This is a genomic window from Tenacibaculum sp. (assembly GCF_050290165.1).
Lineage (GTDB): Bacteria > Bacteroidota > Bacteroidia > Flavobacteriales > Flavobacteriaceae > Polaribacter.
Genome location: NZ_JBNKHD010000011.1, coordinates 287,171 through 304,719 on the forward strand (window position 1 = coordinate 287,171; position 17,549 = coordinate 304,719).

Here is a 17,549-nt window from a genome sequence, read left to right on the forward strand (position 1 = left end):
AATGAAAAAATATATAATCTATATAGGAATTTTAATCGCTGGATTATTTTTAGGGTGGCTACTCTTTGGAGGTTCTACTCATAGCGAAGAAAAACATACCGATGAAGTTGGAGAAACGAAGAAAATGTGGACATGTTCTATGCATCCACAAATTATGCAACCAGAACCGGGAGATTGTCCTATTTGTGGAATGGAGTTAATTCCTGCAGAAGTTGGAGCAGAAGGTTTGTCTGCAAATCAATTTAAATTGACAAAAAATGCTTTAGCGTTAGCGAATGTGCAAACTACTGTGATTGGTGATGTTGCCAATACAGATAATACAATTACCGTATCAGGAAAAATTGCAGAAAATGAAAAATCGAATGCGGTACAGGTAAGCTATTTTGCAGGAAGAATTGAGCGTTTAAATGTGAACTTTACAGGAGAAAAAATAAACAAAGGTCAGTTGTTGGCAACGGTATATTCTCCAGAATTGGTAAAAGCACAACAAGAGCTGTTAACTGCTGCTTCCCTAAAAGAAAGTCAGCCAGCATTGTACAAAGCAGTTCGAAATAAGTTGAAATTATGGAAGTTGTCTGAAAACCAAATCAATCAGATAGAAAAAACAGGGGAAGTTAAAGAAAACTTTCCTGTGTATGCTACAGTTTCTGGGACAGTTTCTGAAAAATTAGTGCAACAAGGTGATTATATAAGTCAAGGACAAGCCTTATTGAAAATCGCAAACCTGAGTTCTGTATGGGCAAATTTTGATGTGTATGAAAGTCAAATCAATAATTTTAATGTCGGGCAACAAATAGCGATTACTACCAATGCGTACCCAAACGAAGTTTTTGATGCAAAAATATCGTTTATTGATCCTGTGTTGAACTCTAAGACAAGAACGGTAACAATGCGTGCTGTGTTGAATAATACTCAAGGGAGGTTTAAGCCAGCGATGTTTGTTACAGGAAAAATAACGACTAAAGAAAAGCAAGCAGAGCAACAGTTAAGTATTCCTGTTACAGCGGTTTTATGGACAGGAAAGCGTTCTGTGGTGTATGTAAAAGTGAAGAGTGAACAACCAATTTTTGAAATGCGAGAAGTGTTGTTAGGAGGAAGAGTTGGAGAGAGTTATCAGGTGGAAAAAGGATTAGAGTCAGGTGAAGAAATCGTAACCAATGGAGTGTTTACGATAGACGCATCGGCACAACTTCAAGGAAAGAAATCAATGATGAATCATGCAAAAGAAATAGTAGAATCTTTTGAGGTTCCAGAAAAGTTTAAAGAGCAATTACAAAAGGCTTATAATAGTTACATCACTTTAAAGGATGCGTTGGTAAAAACAGATGTTTCAGCAGCCAAATCAAACGCAGAGAATTTAACAAGAGATTTAGAGTCAATTGATATGAAGTTGCTTGCTAGTGAATCAGCACATGAAAAATGGATGCTATTGATTCCGGTATTAAAAGCCAATAGTGAAAAAATAGCACAAGCTTCTGATGTTGATATGCAACGTAAGCATTTTAAAATGGTGTCAGACTATTTTATTAAAGCTGTGCATTCTTTCGGGATTAAAGAAGTGGCTTATAAACAATATTGCCCGATGGCAGATAGCGATAAAGGGGCGTATTGGTTAAGCAAAGAAAAACAAGTGTTAAACCCGTATTTTGGAGATAAAATGTTGAAATGCGGTGAAGTAAAAGAAACAATAAATAATAATTAAATATCAAATCAATGAAAAAAGTAATTTTAGGAGTAGCTATGTTAGCTGCAATCAGTTTAGTAAGTTGCAAAAACGAAGCTAAAAAAGAAACAGAAACAAAAGAAGTACAAACAGAACAAACTTCAACTAAAGAAGTAGCGATGACTACTGCGACTTTTGGAGTTCGTGGTAACTGCGGAATGTGTAAAAACACAATTGAAAAAGCGGTAACTGGTGTTGATGGAGTAGCATCTGCAGATTGGGATAAAGTAAGAAAGCAAATCAATGTATCGTTTGATGATTCTAAGACTAATTTAGATGCGATTCATAATGCAATTGCGGCTTCTGGGTATGATACTGATAAAGTAGCAACTACTGAAGAAGCTTACAGTAATTTACCAGGTTGCTGTCAGTACGATCACAGTATGGAAATGAGTTTAAAAGGTGATGTAAAAGCAGACGAAACGTCTAATCACTAATTCTAAAAAAAAGTGTAACGATTTTATATTTCGTTACACTTTTTTTCTTTGAGTTATTTAAAATTATGTCAGCATTATTTTACTGTACTTGTTTAGGTATTCCGAAGGTGTCATATGAGTAATTTTTTTAAATACCTCTCTAAATCCTTTAGGGTCTGAATATCCCACTTCGTACATTACTTCATTAACTGTTTTTCTTCCTCTTTCCAGTTCTTTTTTTGCAGCTTCTATTTTAACTCGCTGCAGGTACTCTACAACAGTATTTGATGTAGCTTTTTTAAAACGTCTTTCAAATGTTCTGCGACTTACAGCTATTTTTTCAGATAAGTCATCAACAGTTATTTTATGTTGAAAGTTTTGCTCAATATGTTCCTGTATTTTTAATATTTCCTCATCATCGTGAGATTTTTGTCCTTTAAAAATAATGAAAGGAGATTGGCTATCGCGGTTAATATCTATTTCAAAAATTTTAGATGAAAGTACAGCCATTTCACGTCCGGCAAATTTCTCTATTAAATAAAGGTTTAGGTTTAAAGAGGAGTAGGCACCTCCGCTAGTATATAAACCGTTTTCATCGGTAATAATTTTATCATCAATAAGGTTAACTTCAGGAAACATTTCTCTAAATTCACTAGCAGCTAACCAATGTGTTGCGCAATCTTTTCCGTTAAGTAGTCCTGTGCTGGCTAGTAAAAATGCACCTATACATAAACTGGCTATTTCAGCACCGTTATCATATTGTTTTTTTATCCAGCGAATGAAAGGAATGTTATCTCTAATAACCTTTTTATAATCACCATGAATGGCGGGGATAATAATTAAATCAGTTTGTTGAATGTCGGAAATAGTAGTGTTGGGTGTTATGCTAAACAAGCCGTTACTCAATTTTGCTTTTTTGTGCATACCAACAAGATGAATAGAAAACAAGGGAGGCTTTCCTGCTCTTTTAAGTGAATCGTTAGCCATGGTAAACATTTTATAGGTAGCTTCTAAGTTACTTAAGCTAGAATCTCCCTCTGGAACAAGTACGGAAATATGTTTCATATATTGAAAATATGATAATTAACTCCAAATATACGTTAACATTTTGTCGCAATCAACCCGTTATGTTGACGGAAACATACCTTTAAAGTGTAAAATAGTACTTGTATCTTTGGAATACAAGCTAAACGTAATTGGAAAGTTAGCAACAGTATGTAGTATGAAAAAGAAAAGTATATATGATGATTTGTTGTCTAAGTATCTCTCGAGTAGTTGATAAGAATGGGTAATCTAAAAATAAAATTATATGAAAACTATCTGGCTAAATCTTCCTGTGAAGGACATTGAAAAATCAAAAGAGTTTTTTAGAACAATTGGTTTTAAGGAAAACCCAATGTGTAAAGATGCTGAACATGTTGGTAGTTTCTTAATAGGAGAAAACAATTTTGTAATGATGCTTTTTCCAGAAAGCGATTTTAAAGCATTTACGCAAAATAATATTAGTAATACTCAAAAGGGTACGGAAGTATTAATAAATATAGATGCACAAAGTAAGCAAGAAGTGGATGAAATGGCAATAACTGTTCGCAATGCTGGAGGAACAATTTTTGCAGAACCTGGTGAATCTCAAGGTTGGATGTATGTTTTTGGATTTGAAGATTTGGATGGACACCGATGGAGTATGTTATATATGGATATGGAAAAAATGCCACAAAAAAAATAAAAAATGAAACAGCAAGAATTTAAAACAATTATTAGTGCTGCTCCAGAGAAAGTATGGAGAGTGCTTTGGAATGACGATACATATCGTAAATGGACCGCTATTTTTTCTGAAGGTTCTTATGCTAAAACAGATTGGGAAGAAGGAAGTAAAGCTCTTTTTTTAACACCAGACGGTAGAGGAATGGTGAGTAAAATAAAACAAAGAATTCCTAATGTATATATGTCGATAGAACATTTAGGTATTATAGAAAATGGTAAAGAAGATTTTGCATCTAAAGAAGCAAAAGAGTGGTCAGGAGCAACCGAAAGCTATGAACTTAAATTTGTGGATGGTGATACACATTTGAATGTAAAAATGGATGTTCTTGATGCATATAAAAATTTCTTTTTAGATACATGGCCTAAGGCTTTAGGAAAAATAAAAGAATTGGCTGAAAAGCAATAGTAAAATTAGTATAGTAAGTAACCTATTAAAATAAAAAACATGAAAGTAAATCCTTATTTAAATTTTGACGGAAATGCTGAAGAAGCATTCAATTTTTACAAATCTGTATTTGGTGGAGAGTTTACAGCTCTTATGAAAATGAGTGATGCTCCCGATGCAGATAAGTTACCAGAAGAAGATAAAAATCGTGTAATGCACATCTCATTACCATTGTCAAAAGATACTACTTTGATGGCGTCTGATATTGTACTTTGTGCAGGACAAACTTTAAAAGAAGGTAATAACTCTTATATTTCTATACATCCAGAAAGTAAAGAAGAAGCAGATCGTTTGTTTAACGGTTTGTCTAAAGAAGGAGATATAGAAATGCCTTTAGAAATGCAATTTTGGGGAGACTATTACGGAAGTTTTACAGATAAGTTCGGAATTCATTGGATGGTGAATTATAGTGAACAGAATGTATAGTACTATATTAAATTAAGTCTAGTAATAGGTCTGATAAAAGATTAATGGTAGAAGTATTTAGTACATCTGTGCAAACCGTTGAAGAAACAACATTCCTTCTGGATAAATTTCAGAAGGAGTTTCCTGGTTATATAATTAATTTTGATTTAGAAGATTGTGATAAGATTCTTCGTGTTGAAATTGTAGATGAAATAGTTGATCCTAATCCAGTTATTAAATTGGTAAAAAGCTACGGATTTGATATAGAAGTGCTTTCTGATGAGGTTTGATAGAACTAGATTATTTACTTATTACTTAATCTATCTATTTACTTAATCTATCTATGAAGAGAAAAGTATAGATGTATTTTGTTAGATTGACAAGATTCTAAAAAAGCAAAAACCAGTAATTCAATTATCGAATTACTGGTTTTTTGTGACCTCGGCAGGATTCAAACCTGCAACCTCTTGAGCCGTAATCAAGTGCACTATTCAGTTATGCTACGAGGCCGTTTTGCGGGTGCAAATATAAGAATGTTTTTTAAATTGTAAAGCAAAAAAAATATTTTTTTTCGCACTTTTAAAATTATTCCTCCTCGTTTATTTCTACTTTAAAATTGTGAATAGTTTCTTCGGCTTTTTTAACGTCTGATTCATAGATAAATATGTCTACAGAGTCACCAAGTGTTGCGAAACCTGCTACTCGTCCTGCTTCTTTGTTATCTTTTATTAAAAAAGGAACTTCAATCAGATTTAAGAGTTGTCCCAATCGATTTGCAGTAATTGAGCTTCCAGAAAAGACTTTGACGTGCTTGTTCATAATGCGTAAGTTTTTAATCCAAAGAATTTATAGTAACAAAAGCTCTCCATCCAATAATAGCTAGTTGAAATTTTGAAGCTTTGGTGATATCCAGCTCTTTTTTGGTAAAAGAGGGTAATAACGTCTTGTTTAGCTTGGCTAAAAGCTTAAAAATACTTTTTTTCATTAGTCGTTGATTCTATATCAAAAATAACGAAAAATAATTTGTTATAATAAGTGGGGGATAAAATACTTAGTTTGAAATTAGTGATTTAAGCTTTCGTTAATTGATATGTGTAATTTAAAAAATATGTTCTGTTAAAAAGATGGCAATTTTTAAAATTATGGTAACAAGATTTAATAAGAATACAATCATTAGTTTTAATGTTTTTGGTTTGTAATTTTTGATGAATTCTAGAATTGTTTTATGAAGATATGAGAAAGGAAATATGCTAGTCAAATTTTTAAATAAGAATTAATTTAACTGAATATAGAAATGAAGCTTAAAAAACATTTTTTGTTTTAATATGAAATTTTGTAGTCTTGAATTATGTTTTAAATTATAAGTTTAAATATTATATAATGTTTTAAAGTGTAATTAAATAAAGGGTGTTTTTTTAGTGTTTTAAAAAAGTAAAGGGATTGTTATTTTTTAAAAATTGAAAAATGGGTAGTTTGATTTTTTAGTAAAAAATAATCTTCTATTTTTTGAGTTTCAGAAGCGCATCAATTAGAAGAGTTTTTTAGAGGGTAAAAACCCTATCTTCGCAAAAAAAATAATTCATGAATATTGTATATATCGTTATAGGATTAGTCTTTCTGGTTTTAGGGGGCAATTGGTTGTTAAAAGCGGCAGTAGCTATGTCACTAAAGCTTAATATTCCTAAGATAGTTATAGGTATGACGATAGTGTCTTTTGCTACTTCAGCTCCAGAATTAATTGTTAGTATTAAATCAGCGTTGGATGGAGCAACAGGATTGGCAGTAGGAAATGTGATAGGGTCTAATATTGCAAATTTGGCTTTGGTGCTGGCGATAACTGTTATTTTATCTCCTATTTATGTGGAGAGGAGTTTTTATAAAACGGATTGGCCTGTAATGATGATAGCTTCAGTGATGTTGTATTTTTTCATTGTGAATGATAGAACGATACAAACTTATGAAGGGGTGATACTTTTTGGAATGCTCATTGTGTTTTTAATTTACCTTTTGCGTTTTCAAAAACAAGCTGTTGTTGACGAAATGCCTGAGGATGACGAAGAGTTACCGTTGTATAAAATAGCATTGTTTTTGGTAGTTGGTGGACTTGGTTTATGGGGAGGTTCAGAATTGTTGATTAATGGATCGGTCTCTTTGGCTAGAAACTTAGGAGTGAGTGATGCAGTGATAGGGGTAACGGTAGTGTCGGTAGGGACAAGTATTCCGGAACTGGCAGCTTCAGTAATAGCGGTGTTAAAGAAAGAAAAGGCAATTTCTTTGGGGAATTTAATAGGGTCTAATGTGTTTAATATTTTGGCTGTTTTAGGGCTTACGGCAATTATTACTCCTGTTGAGGTAAAGTCTGATGCGTTGAGTTTGATAAATAATGATATTTATTGGATGCTGGGAATTTCGTTTGCAATTTTACCTTTAGTGTTTATACCAAAAGGATTGCGTTTAGGATGGAGAGATGGTATATTGCTAATAATTAGCTACGTCATTTTTGTCTACTTAACCGTGTCTTAAAAAAGATTTATATATATAAAGAAATAAAAAAACCGTCAACTGACGGTTTTTTTATTAGGGATTAAATAGTTTTATAAATTATTAAGCTACTGTAGCTTCAACTTTAGCGCTTTTTACAGTTTCAACAATTCTTCCAGCTACTTTGTATGGATCAGCATTAGAAGCAGGTCTTCTGTCTTCTAACCAACCTTTCCATCCTTTTTCAACAGTAATAATTGGAATACGGATAGAAGCTCCACGATCAGAAACACCATAACTAAAATCGTTAATAGATGCAGTTTCGTGTAAACCTGTTAAACGTTGATCATTGTATTCACCGTAAACATTAATATGTTCTTTAGTTACTGGGCGGAAAGCTTCACAAACTTTTTCGTAAACTTCTTTACTTCCACAAGTTCTTAATAAAGTATTAGAGAAGTTAGCGTGCATTCCAGAACCGTTCCAGTCACCTTTAATAGGTTTTGGGTGGTACTCAATGTAGTAACCATATTTTTCAGTTAATCTGTCTAGTAAGTAACGAGCAACCCAAATTTCATCACCAGCTTTTTTAGCTCCTTTAGCAAATAATTGGAATTCCCATTGTCCACTAGCTACTTCTTGATTAATTCCTTCGAAAGTTAATCCAGCAGCAATACATAAGTCAGCATGCTCTTCAACAAAATCTCTACCGTGTGTGTTTTTACCACCAACAGAACAGTAGTACATACCTTGAGGACCTGGATAACCACCAATAGGGAAACCTAAAGGAAGTTGTGTGTGAGTGTCCATAATGAAGTACTCTTGCTCAAAACCAAACCAGAAATCGTTATCATCATCATCAATTTTAGCACGAGCGTTTGTTGGGTGTGGAGTTCCATCAGGATTTAAAACTTCTGTCATGATTAAAAAACCATTTTCGCGTGCAGGATCTGGATAGATAGCTACAGGTTTTAATAAACAATCTGAACTACCTCCTTCAGCTTGCTTAGTAGAAGAACCATCAAAAGACCATATTGGACAATCTTCTAATTTACCGCTAAAGTCTTCAACAACTTTAGTTTTGCTTCTCATGTTTTGAGTTGGATAGTAACCGTCTAACCAAATGTACTCTAGTTTAGATCTTGTCATGATTTGTAATTTGTTTTTGTTTTGTGTTGTTATGGAAATAATTACGGTACAAAAATGAGTTTTTTTTACGTTAACTCAAAATTTTAAGGGGCTTATTTTGTAAAAGTTAACATTAAATTAATTTAACCCCTATTTTTTAGGGGGTATATTTGTTTTAAAATAGTTTTTGTATTTTTGAGAAGTCTAATTTTATACTTTATTATATATGTCAGTTTTAAGATTCAATGCATTACAAGAGGTTTTACATAGAAAACCAATATTAATTGAAGAAAATGAACGTCGCTCGGAATTGTTTGGTAAAAACGTATTTAACGAGCAGGCGATGCGTCAATATATGACCAAGGAAGCATATCAAAGTGTTATGGATGCTGTTGAGTTTGGAACTAAGATAGATAGGAAGATAGCAGATCAGATAGCGGTAAGTATGAAAGATTGGGCCTTGTCTAAAGGAGCAACTCATTATACACACTGGTTTCAACCTTTAACAGGTGCTACCGCAGAAAAACATGATGCTTTTTTTGAAACGGTTGAAGGAAGTAGAGCTATGGAAAAGTTTGACGGAGGACAATTAGTACAACAAGAACCGGATGCCTCTAGTTTTCCACATGGAGGAATACGAAATACTTTTGAAGCACGTGGGTATACAGCTTGGGATCCTACCTCACCAGCTTTTATATATGGAACGACTTTATGTATTCCTACAGTTTTTGTGGCATATACGGGTGAAGCATTAGATAATAAAGCGCCATTATTAAGAGCGTTGCAAGCTGTAGATACGGCAGCGACAGCTGTGTGTAAGTATTTTGACAAGAATGTAAGTAAAGTAAATGCAACTTTAGGTTGGGAGCAAGAATATTTTTTGATTGATACGGCTTTAGCCAATGCTCGTCCTGATATTATGATGACAGGAAGAACTTTAATAGGGCATTCGCCTGCTAAAGGACAACAATTAGATGATCATTATTTTGGGTCAATACCAACAAGAGTAATGAACTTTATGCGTGATTTGGAACGTGAATGTATGTTGTTAGGGGTGCCAGTTAAAACGCGACACAATGAGGTAGCGCCAAATCAGTTTGAGCTAGCGCCAATTTTTGAAGAAGCAAATTTAGCGGTAGACCATAATTCATTATTAATGGATGTGATGGAAAAAGTATCGCAACGTCATAAATTTAAAGTGCTATTCCATGAAAAACCTTTTGAAGGAATTAATGGTTCAGGAAAACACAATAACTGGAGTTTGTCTACCAATACAGGAGTTAACTTGTTAAGTCCAGGTAAAACTCCAATGAAAAATTTACAGTTCTTAACTTTTTTTGTGAATACTATCAAAGCTGTTCACGATTACGAAGAGTTAATTAGAGCCTCAATAGCCAGTGCAAGTAATGATCATCGTTTAGGAGCTAATGAAGCACCTCCTGCTATTATTTCAGTATTTATAGGGTCACAATTATCTGAGGTGTTGGATGAGTTAGAAAATGTAACAAAAGGGAAATTATCACCAGAAGAGAAAACTGATTTAAAGCTAAATATTGTAGGTAAGATTCCTGAAATCCTATTAGATAATACAGATAGGAATAGAACTTCGCCTTTTGCCTTTACTGGAAATAAATTTGAATTACGTGCTGTAGGCTCATGGGCTAACTGCGCGGGTCCAATGACCGTATTAAATACTATAATAGCGAGACAACTTATTGAGTTTAAAGAAGAGGTTGACAAATTAATTGATACAAAGAAACTTAAAAAGGATGAAGCCGTTTTTAATGTTTTAAGAGAGTATATTAAAGCGTCTAAAAACATCCGATTTGAAGGAGATGGATACGGAGAGGCTTGGGAGAAGGAAGCTAAGAAAAGAGGCTTGTCTAATAATAAAACAACTCCAGAAGCTTTAAAAGCGAAAGTTTCTAAAAAAGCGATTTCACTTTTTGAAGAAATGGGAGTGATGAATAAAGTAGAAGTGGAAGCTCGTCACGAAATTAAGTTAGAAGAATATTCAAAGAAGATTCAAATTGAAAGTAGAGTATTAGGGGATATTGCAAGAAATCATATTATACCAACTGCGATTCAATACCAAAACACATTGATAGAGAATGTGAGAGGATTGAAAGAGATTTTTGGAAAAGACTTTGAAAAATATGCCAAAGAGCAAATCGATTTAATTCAAAAGATATCTAGCCATATAGCTGAAATCAATTCTAAGGTTGAATTAATGATTGAAGAGCGTAAAAAGGCAAACAAGTTAGTTGGTCAAAAAAATGCAGATGCATATTGTAATAAGGTAAAACCTTATTTTGATGAGATTCGTTACCACTGCGATAAATTAGAGTTAATGGTAGATGACAATCTATGGCCTTTAACAAAGTATAGAGAGTTGTTGTTTACGAGGTAATGAGTGATGTAATGAACTTTAAGAGAACTAATTCAGGAGATGCGGATTTTGTTGGTTTAGTACAAGAACTAGATAAATATCTCTCTGGAATTAATGGTAATCAGGATGATTTTTTTAGGCAGTTTAATACGATAGATACATTACAGTATGTAATTGTATGTTATGTAGGAAAAATACCTGTAGGTTGTGGAGCATTTAAAGGAATAGCAGACAAGGTAGTTGAAATTAAACGAATGTATGTTAAATCAACGTACAGAGGAAAACATATTGCAACACTAATCTTAAAAGAATTGGAAGGTTGGGCAAAAGAAGAACAGTTTGATACAGTTGTTTTAGAAACGAGTAAAACAATGCAACCAGCGGTATATCTGTATCAAAAAAATGGATACAATATTATACCTAATTATGAACCATACAAAGACGTGCCATCAAGTGTTTGTTTTAAGAAAGAATTGATAAGCTTTTAAATATGATAAGTATAGCTAAACTTACTCAAAACCAATGGAAAGAAGTAGTAGCAATATTTAATGAAGGAATCCAGACCAAAAATGCTACTTTTAGAACAGAAGTTCCTACATGGGAAGAATGGGATACGTCACATCATCAACATTCTCGATTTGTTGCTGTAGAAGAAGATAAGGTTGTTGGGTGGTGTGCAATAGCTCCAGTTTCCAAGAGGTTTGAATATAGAGGAGTAGCGGAAGTTAGTGTATATGTAAAAATCAATTCAATAGGAAAGAAAATTGGGAGTCTGTTAATGGAGGCATTGATAGATTCTTCTGAAAATAACGGTATTTGGACGCTGTATTCTAGTTTGTTTCCAGAGAATATAGGGAGCGAAAAGCTACATGTTAAATACGGTTTTCGAAAGATAGGATATCGAGAAAAAATAGCTCAGTTAGATGGGGTATGGAGAGATACCGTTTTGTATGAAAGACGAAGTAAAAAACAATAATTACTTTGATAGTTTACTGTTTTTAAAGTAATTTCGCGGCAACAACAACACAACACATGAGTAACGAAGTATCTAAACGCTACGCACAACGCGGAGTATCGGCATCTAAAGAAGATGTACACAACGCTATCAAGAATATTGATAAAGGATTGTTTCCAAAAGCTTTCTGTAAAATTGTTCCTGATTATTTAACCAATGATGAAGATTATTGTTTAATCATGCATGCAGATGGAGCAGGAACGAAAAGCTCTTTAGCCTACATGTACTGGAAAGAAACAGGAGATATTTCGGTATGGAAAGGGATCGCTCAAGATGCTTTAATCATGAATATTGATGATTTATTATGCGTAGGAGCTACTGATAATATCATATTATCTTCTACAATAGGGCGTAACAAAAACAATATTCCAGGAGAAGTATTATCAGCTATTATCAATGGGACAGAAGAGTTGATTGCTGAATTGAAAGGATTTGGAGTAACGATTCATTCAACTGGTGGTGAAACTGCCGATGTGGGTGATTTAGTACGTACCATTATTGTAGATTCTACAGTAACTGCTCGTATGAAGCGTTCGGATGTGATTGATAATGCAAATATCAAAGCTGGAGATGTAATTGTTGGTTTAGAATCTTTCGGGCAAGCAACGTATGAAAAAGAATACAATGGAGGTATGGGAAGTAACGGATTAACTTCTGCACGTCATGATGTATTCCACAACTATTTAGCAGAAAAATATCCAGAAAGTTTTGATGCTTCAGTACCTTCTGATTTAGTGTATTCAGGAAATACCAAATTAACAGATAAGGTAGCAGATTCACCAATTGACGCTGGTAAGTTAGTGTTGTCACCAACAAGAACCTATGCGCCAATTATCAAAGAAGTTTTATCAAAATTCTCTTCGAAAGAGGTGCATGGAATGATTCACTGTTCAGGTGGAGCACAAACAAAAATCTTACATTTTGTTGATGATTTACATATTGTAAAAGATAATATGTTCCCAATTCCACCATTGTTCAAATTGATACAAGAACAATCAAAAACGGATTGGAAAGAAATGTATCAGGTATTTAACTGTGGGCACAGAATGGAGTTATACGTGTCTCCTGAAGTAGCAGAAGATATCATTGCAATTTCAAAATCGTTCAATGTAAATGCACAGGTAATTGGTAGAGTTGAAGCTTCTGAAAAGAAGCGATTAACAATCAATAGTGAATACGGAACTTTTGAGTATTAAACTTTTTTAAAAAGAAATAAAATATCAACATTTTTATGTTGGTGAAAATGTAAAAAGCTAGTTTTTAGTTTTTTACATTTTTTTTTGGTTGACTTTATGATTTAAATCATGTTTTAAGTTGTTTTTATTGAATTACTTTATAATCGAACAAGCTATAATTAATTCAATAAAAACTATGAAATCAGTCATACAAAACCTACCTCAAAAAACAGTAACAAGAGCAGAAGCGTTACAAGCAGCACTACACTATTTCAATAACGACGATTTAGCAGCAAGCGTTTGGTTAAACAAATATGCATTAAAAGATTCTGAAGGGAATATTTACGAAAGTACACCAGATGATATGCATAGAAGAATTGCAAAAGAAATTGCAAGGATAGAAAAGAAATATGCGAATCCGTTATCAGAAGAAGACGTTTTTGAGGTTGTTAAAAACTTTAAATACATTGTACCACAAGGGAGTCCGATGGCAGGAATCGGAAATCCATTCCAAATAGCATCACTTTCAAATTGTTTTGTTATTGGTAATGATGGAGAGTCTGATTCGTATGGAGGTATTATGAAAATAGATCAGGAGCAAGTACAGCTGATGAAAAGAAGAGGTGGTGTAGGTCATGATTTGTCGCATATAAGACCCAAAGGTTCACCTGTAAAAAATTCAGCATTAACATCCACAGGAATTGTTCCGTTTATGGAGCGATATTCGAATTCAACACGTGAGGTAGCGCAAGATGGTCGCAGAGGAGCGTTGATGTTGTCGGTATCTATCAATCATCCAGATTCAGAAGACTTTATTGATGCAAAATTAGAGCAGGGAAAAGTAACTGGAGCTAATGTTTCAGTAAGAATAGACGATGCTTTTATGAAAGCAGTGAAAAAAGGAGATACATATACGCAGAAATACCCCGTTTTTAGTAAAAACCCGAAGTATTCAAAAACTATTGAAGCACAAAAATTGTGGAAAAAAATAGTACATAATGCGTGGCAATCTGCCGAACCAGGAATTTTGTTTTGGGACACAATAATTAATGAATCGGTACCTGACTGTTATGCTGATTTAGGATATAAAACAGTGTCGACCAATCCTTGTGGAGAAATTCCATTATGTCCTTATGATTCGTGTCGTCTGTTAGCAATTAACTTGTTTTCATATGTAGAAAACCCGTTTACCAAAAAGGCTGCTTTTAATTTTAAACTGTTTAAAAAGCATATTGTCATTGCTCAGCGAATGATGGATGATATTATTGATTTGGAATTAGAAAAAATAGATAAAATTTTAGAGAAAATTGATGCTGATCCAGAGTTAGATGAGGTAAAAACTACAGAGAAAACACTTTGGTTAAATATTAGGAAAAAAGCTTATGAAGGAAGAAGAACAGGAATAGGAATCACTGCGGAAGGAGATATGTTGGCTGCTTTAGGAATTTGTTATGGAAGTAAAGAAGGAAATGAATTTTCGGTAAAAGTCCATAAAACATTAGGAATAGAAACATACCGAGCATCAGTAAATTTAGCTAAAGAAAGAGGGGCGTTTTCAATATTTGATGCAGAAAGAGAAAAAAACAATCCGTTTATTTTACGGTTAAAAGAAGCTGATAGTAAGTTGTATTATGAAATGTTAGAACATGGACGCAGAAATATAGCATTACTTACGATTGCGCCTACAGGTACTACCAGTTTAATGACGCAAACATCTTCTGGAATTGAACCAGTGTTTATGCCTGTGTACAAACGTAGAAAAAAAGTGAATCCGAATGATAAAGGAGTACGTGTAGATTTTGTAGATGAGGTAGGAGATTCTTGGGAAGAATACGTGGTTTTTCATCACCGATTTAAACAATGGATGGAGGTAAACGGAATAGATACTACTAAAAACTTTTCACAGCAAGAATTGGATGTGTTGGTTAAAAAATCACCGTATTACAAAGCGACTTCTAACGATGTAGATTGGTTAAGTAAAGTAACGATGCAGGGAGCGGTACAAAAATGGGTAGATCACTCTATTAGTGTAACTATTAATTTACCGAACGATGTTAGCGAAGAGTTGGTAGGAGAGTTGTATTTAAAAGCTTGGGAGGTAGGTTGTAAAGGAGTTACGGTGTATAGAGATGGTTCTAGGTCGGGGGTATTGATAGCAAATGACGAAAAGAAAGAGAATAACCAAAGTGATACACTAACTCCATTCCCTACAAAGCGTCCGCAAATTTTAGAAGCAGATGTCGTTCGTTTTCAAAATAAAAAAGAGAAATGGATTGCTTTTATAGGTTTGGTAGATGGTAAACCGTATGAAATTTTTACGGGTTTAGCTGATGATGAAGATGGAATTTTGTTGCCTCGTTGGGTTGAAAAGGGGGTGATTATTAAAAACAGAAATGAAGATGGAACTTCTCGTTACGATTTTCAATACGAAAACAAACGTGGCTATAAAACAACAATTCAAGGATTGTCACATAAGTTTAATCCAGAGTATTGGAATTATGCAAAACTGTTTTCAGGAACTTTACGTCATGGAATGCCTATTGATAAAATTGTAAAACTAATTCAGAGTTTGCAGTTAGATAGTGAGTCTATAAACACATGGAAGAATGGAGTAGTAAGAGCGTTAAAACATTATGTGGAAGATGGCACAAAAGTTATAGGGCAAACATGCGAAAATTGCAAATCAGATAATTTAATTTATCAAGAAGGCTGTTTAACGTGTAATGATTGTGGAACATCCAAATGCGGATAAAAAGCAGTATTACTTATAAATCCTCAGATTTTTCAGAGGATTATTTAGTTTTTTTAAACACAAAATCAATCGAAAATTCATCATTGGCAACTGTAGCTTTCAGTTGATTGTTTTCTTTCCAGTACCGTATAGTTTTAGGAAACTCATTTTGTTTGTTTTCTGCAGTAAAAGAAGTATCAGTTTGCTGTGTAAAAGCGAATAATGTAGGATTTTCATTCACTCCAGTAACTTGTAAAAACAACGAATCGTTTTTGGTAATGATATGTAATACTTCTTTAAATACGGTATCTTTTTCTTTTAAGGTAAATCCAATTCCAGAAAAATCGTCATTCCAAAACTCATACGTAAACTTGTCAGGTCGATTGTTTATACGTTTCCATTTTCCGAACAACCATGTAGGTTTTTTTATTTCTGTAGCATTTTGACAAGAAGAAAGCAGGAATCCAGTAATAAATAGTAATAAAAATCGCATCATAAAACACTTAAAGGATTAAAGATAATGAATTAAATTCGATAAAAAATCGTAAATTCGCACCCCAAGAAAAGATACTATGCTAGATAAATTACAGATAGTTAAGCAACGTTATGATGAGGTGTCAGATTTAATCATCCAGCCAGATGTTATCTCTGATCAAAAACGTTATGTGCAATTAAATAAGGAATATAAAGATTTAGGAAAGGTTGTAAAAAAAGCAAACGAGTACGAAACTTTATTAAACAATATAGAGGAAGCCAAAGAAATTATTGCTGACGGTTCGGATGCGGAAATGGTAGAAATGGCTAAAATGGAAATGGAAGATGCAAAAACTCGAATTCCAGAATTGGAAGAAGAGATTAAGTTTTTACTAATTCCGAAAGATCCAGAAGATTCTAAAAATGCTGTAGTGGAGTTACGTGCAGGTACTGGTGGAGATGAAGCGAGTATTTTTGCAGGTGATTTATTTAGAATGTATACCAAGTATTGCGAAAGTAAAGGATGGAAAGTTTCTACAGTAGATTTTTCTGAAGGTACCAATGGTGGATTTAAAGAAATTCAATTTGAAGTTACTGGAGAAGATGTGTATGGAACTTTAAAGTTTGAAGCGGGTGTACACCGTGTACAACGTGTACCACAAACGGAAACTCAAGGACGTGTACATACATCGGCAGCAACCTGTATGGTCTTCCCAGAAGCAGAAGAGTTTGATGTAGAAATCAATCCAAAAGATGTACGTATTGACTTTTTCTGTTCGTCAGGACCAGGAGGACAGTCGGTAAACACTACCTATTCAGCAGTACGTTTAACGCATATTCCTACAGGATTAGTGGCACAATGTCAAGATCAAAAATCGCAACATAAAAACAAGGAGAAAGCGTTCAAGGTATTGCGTTCTCGTTTATACGATATGGAGTTGGCGAAGAAGCAGGAAGAGGATGCAGCAAAACGTGGTTCGATGGTAACCTCAGGAGACCGTTCTGCTAAAATTAGAACGTATAACTATCCGCAAGGACGTGTAACAGATCACAGAATTGGATTAACGTTATATGATTTATCAAATATTGTAAACGGAGATATTCAAAGAATTATAGATGAGTTAATGCTCGCAGAAAATACTTCTAAACTAAAAGAATTAGGAGAAACAATTTAAGAAAAAGCGTTACCAATTTGGTAGCGCTTTTTTTATCAAAAAGAATTAGCGTCCACAATCCTTGTAGAGCCGATAAATAAAGCATACCTTTGGGGCGTATTAATGTTCTATCCCATTCCAGGAGAAAATCTACGAGTCTTTATACTATTTATCTGTCATACTTCAGTTTTTTAGTCTTCAGTTGCTTTATAAAGCATTTTCAATAGAATTTTTAATCTAAAATAATAT

General features: G+C 33.7%; 18 protein-coding genes and 1 tRNA gene. 13 read left to right on the forward strand and 6 right to left on the reverse strand.

All coding sequences use genetic code 11. The features are described from left to right. Position 1 precedes the first annotated feature (1 nt). Both ACQY6M_RS09165 and ACQY6M_RS09170 read left to right on the forward strand, forming a co-directional pair. A complete protein-coding gene (locus ACQY6M_RS09165) occupies positions 2-1,702 on the forward strand; it encodes an efflux RND transporter periplasmic adaptor subunit (RefSeq protein ID WP_428740850.1) in 1,701 nt (566 codons plus the stop codon). A gap of 11 nt (positions 1,703-1,713) precedes the next feature. Continuing rightward, positions 1,714-2,160 carry a heavy-metal-associated domain-containing protein gene (locus ACQY6M_RS09170; RefSeq protein WP_428740851.1) on the forward strand — a complete coding sequence of 149 codons (447 nt, stop codon included), beginning with the start codon at positions 1,714-1,716 and terminating at the stop codon, positions 2,158-2,160. A 63-nt stretch (positions 2,161-2,223) separates the two neighbouring features. Here the strand turns inward: ACQY6M_RS09170 and ACQY6M_RS09175 are convergent, their stop codons facing one another. Further along, positions 2,224-3,204 (reverse strand): GlxA family transcriptional regulator, encoded by a 981-nt coding sequence (locus ACQY6M_RS09175; protein ID WP_428740852.1) that lies wholly within the window; start codon positions 3,202-3,204, stop codon positions 2,224-2,226. A gap of 244 nt (positions 3,205-3,448) precedes the next feature. Between ACQY6M_RS09175 and ACQY6M_RS09180 the strand changes: the two genes are divergently transcribed. From ACQY6M_RS09180 to ACQY6M_RS09195, 4 genes are all read left to right on the forward strand, one after another. After that, positions 3,449-3,865 carry a VOC family protein gene (locus tag ACQY6M_RS09180; protein WP_428740853.1) on the forward strand — a complete coding sequence of 139 codons (417 nt, stop codon included), beginning with the start codon at positions 3,449-3,451 and terminating at the stop codon, positions 3,863-3,865. Between the two features lie 3 nt (positions 3,866-3,868). Continuing rightward, positions 3,869-4,309: an SRPBCC domain-containing protein gene (locus ACQY6M_RS09185; protein WP_428740854.1), complete on the forward strand. Its 441-nt coding sequence runs from the start codon at positions 3,869-3,871 to the stop codon at positions 4,307-4,309. A gap of 39 nt (positions 4,310-4,348) precedes the next feature. Further along, positions 4,349-4,774: a VOC family protein gene (locus ACQY6M_RS09190; RefSeq protein WP_428740855.1), complete on the forward strand. Its 426-nt coding sequence runs from the start codon at positions 4,349-4,351 to the stop codon at positions 4,772-4,774. Positions 4,775-4,842: 68 nt separating this feature from the next. Continuing rightward, on the forward strand, positions 4,843-5,043 hold the full coding sequence (locus ACQY6M_RS09195; RefSeq protein ID WP_428740856.1) for a hypothetical protein: 201 nt from the start codon (positions 4,843-4,845) through the stop codon (positions 5,041-5,043). A gap of 146 nt (positions 5,044-5,189) precedes the next feature. On the opposite strand, the gene ACQY6M_RS09200 is transcribed toward ACQY6M_RS09195, so the two are convergent. The 3 genes from ACQY6M_RS09200 to ACQY6M_RS09210 form a co-directional block, all read right to left on the reverse strand. Further along, positions 5,190-5,263: transfer RNA gene (locus tag ACQY6M_RS09200), tRNA-Arg, on the reverse strand. Positions 5,264-5,338: 75 nt separating this feature from the next. Beyond that, positions 5,339-5,572, reverse strand: a complete 234-nt coding sequence (locus ACQY6M_RS09205; protein ID WP_428740857.1) for a DUF2007 domain-containing protein — start codon at positions 5,570-5,572, stop codon at positions 5,339-5,341. 13 nt (positions 5,573-5,585) lie between these two features. Continuing rightward, positions 5,586-5,738: an SsrA-binding protein gene (locus ACQY6M_RS09210; protein WP_428740858.1), complete on the reverse strand. Its 153-nt coding sequence runs from the start codon at positions 5,736-5,738 to the stop codon at positions 5,586-5,588. Between the two features lie 596 nt (positions 5,739-6,334). Between ACQY6M_RS09210 and ACQY6M_RS09215 the strand changes: the two genes are divergently transcribed. Next, a complete protein-coding gene (locus ACQY6M_RS09215; protein ID WP_428740859.1) occupies positions 6,335-7,276 on the forward strand; it encodes a calcium/sodium antiporter in 942 nt (313 codons plus the stop codon). A gap of 81 nt (positions 7,277-7,357) precedes the next feature. Here the strand turns inward: ACQY6M_RS09215 and ACQY6M_RS09220 are convergent, their stop codons facing one another. Further along, complete coding sequence (locus ACQY6M_RS09220; RefSeq protein ID WP_428740860.1) at positions 7,358-8,383, reverse strand: glutamine synthetase beta-grasp domain-containing protein; 1,026 nt, start codon at positions 8,381-8,383, stop codon at positions 7,358-7,360. Positions 8,384-8,588: 205 nt separating this feature from the next. Between ACQY6M_RS09220 and ACQY6M_RS09225 the strand changes: the two genes are divergently transcribed. The 5 genes from ACQY6M_RS09225 to ACQY6M_RS09245 all read left to right on the forward strand — a co-directional run bounded on the left by ACQY6M_RS09225 (position 8,589) and on the right by ACQY6M_RS09245 (position 15,693). Further along, positions 8,589-10,772 (forward strand): glutamine synthetase III, encoded by a 2,184-nt coding sequence (locus ACQY6M_RS09225; protein ID WP_428740861.1) that lies wholly within the window; start codon positions 8,589-8,591, stop codon positions 10,770-10,772. Between the two features lie 11 nt (positions 10,773-10,783). Then, positions 10,784-11,239, forward strand: a complete 456-nt coding sequence (locus ACQY6M_RS09230; protein ID WP_428740862.1) for a GNAT family N-acetyltransferase — start codon at positions 10,784-10,786, stop codon at positions 11,237-11,239. A gap of 2 nt (positions 11,240-11,241) precedes the next feature. Then, on the forward strand, positions 11,242-11,727 hold the full coding sequence (locus tag ACQY6M_RS09235; RefSeq protein ID WP_428740863.1) for an N-acetyltransferase family protein: 486 nt from the start codon (positions 11,242-11,244) through the stop codon (positions 11,725-11,727). A gap of 56 nt (positions 11,728-11,783) precedes the next feature. Further along, positions 11,784-12,962, forward strand: coding sequence for an AIR synthase related protein (locus ACQY6M_RS09240; protein WP_428740864.1), 1,179 nt, complete (start codon positions 11,784-11,786; stop codon positions 12,960-12,962). 175 nt (positions 12,963-13,137) lie between these two features. Further along, positions 13,138-15,693, forward strand: a complete 2,556-nt coding sequence (locus ACQY6M_RS09245; protein WP_428740865.1) for an adenosylcobalamin-dependent ribonucleoside-diphosphate reductase — start codon at positions 13,138-13,140, stop codon at positions 15,691-15,693. Between the two features lie 40 nt (positions 15,694-15,733). On the opposite strand, the gene ACQY6M_RS09250 is transcribed toward ACQY6M_RS09245, so the two are convergent. Then, entirely contained in the window at positions 15,734-16,168 is a 435-nt protein-coding gene (locus tag ACQY6M_RS09250) for a hypothetical protein (RefSeq protein WP_428740866.1), read from the reverse strand. A gap of 76 nt (positions 16,169-16,244) precedes the next feature. Between ACQY6M_RS09250 and prfA the strand changes: the two genes are divergently transcribed. Further along, entirely contained in the window at positions 16,245-17,321 is a 1,077-nt protein-coding gene (prfA, locus tag ACQY6M_RS09255; RefSeq protein ID WP_428740867.1) for a peptide chain release factor 1, read from the forward strand. The last annotated feature ends 228 nt before the right edge of the window (positions 17,322-17,549 follow it).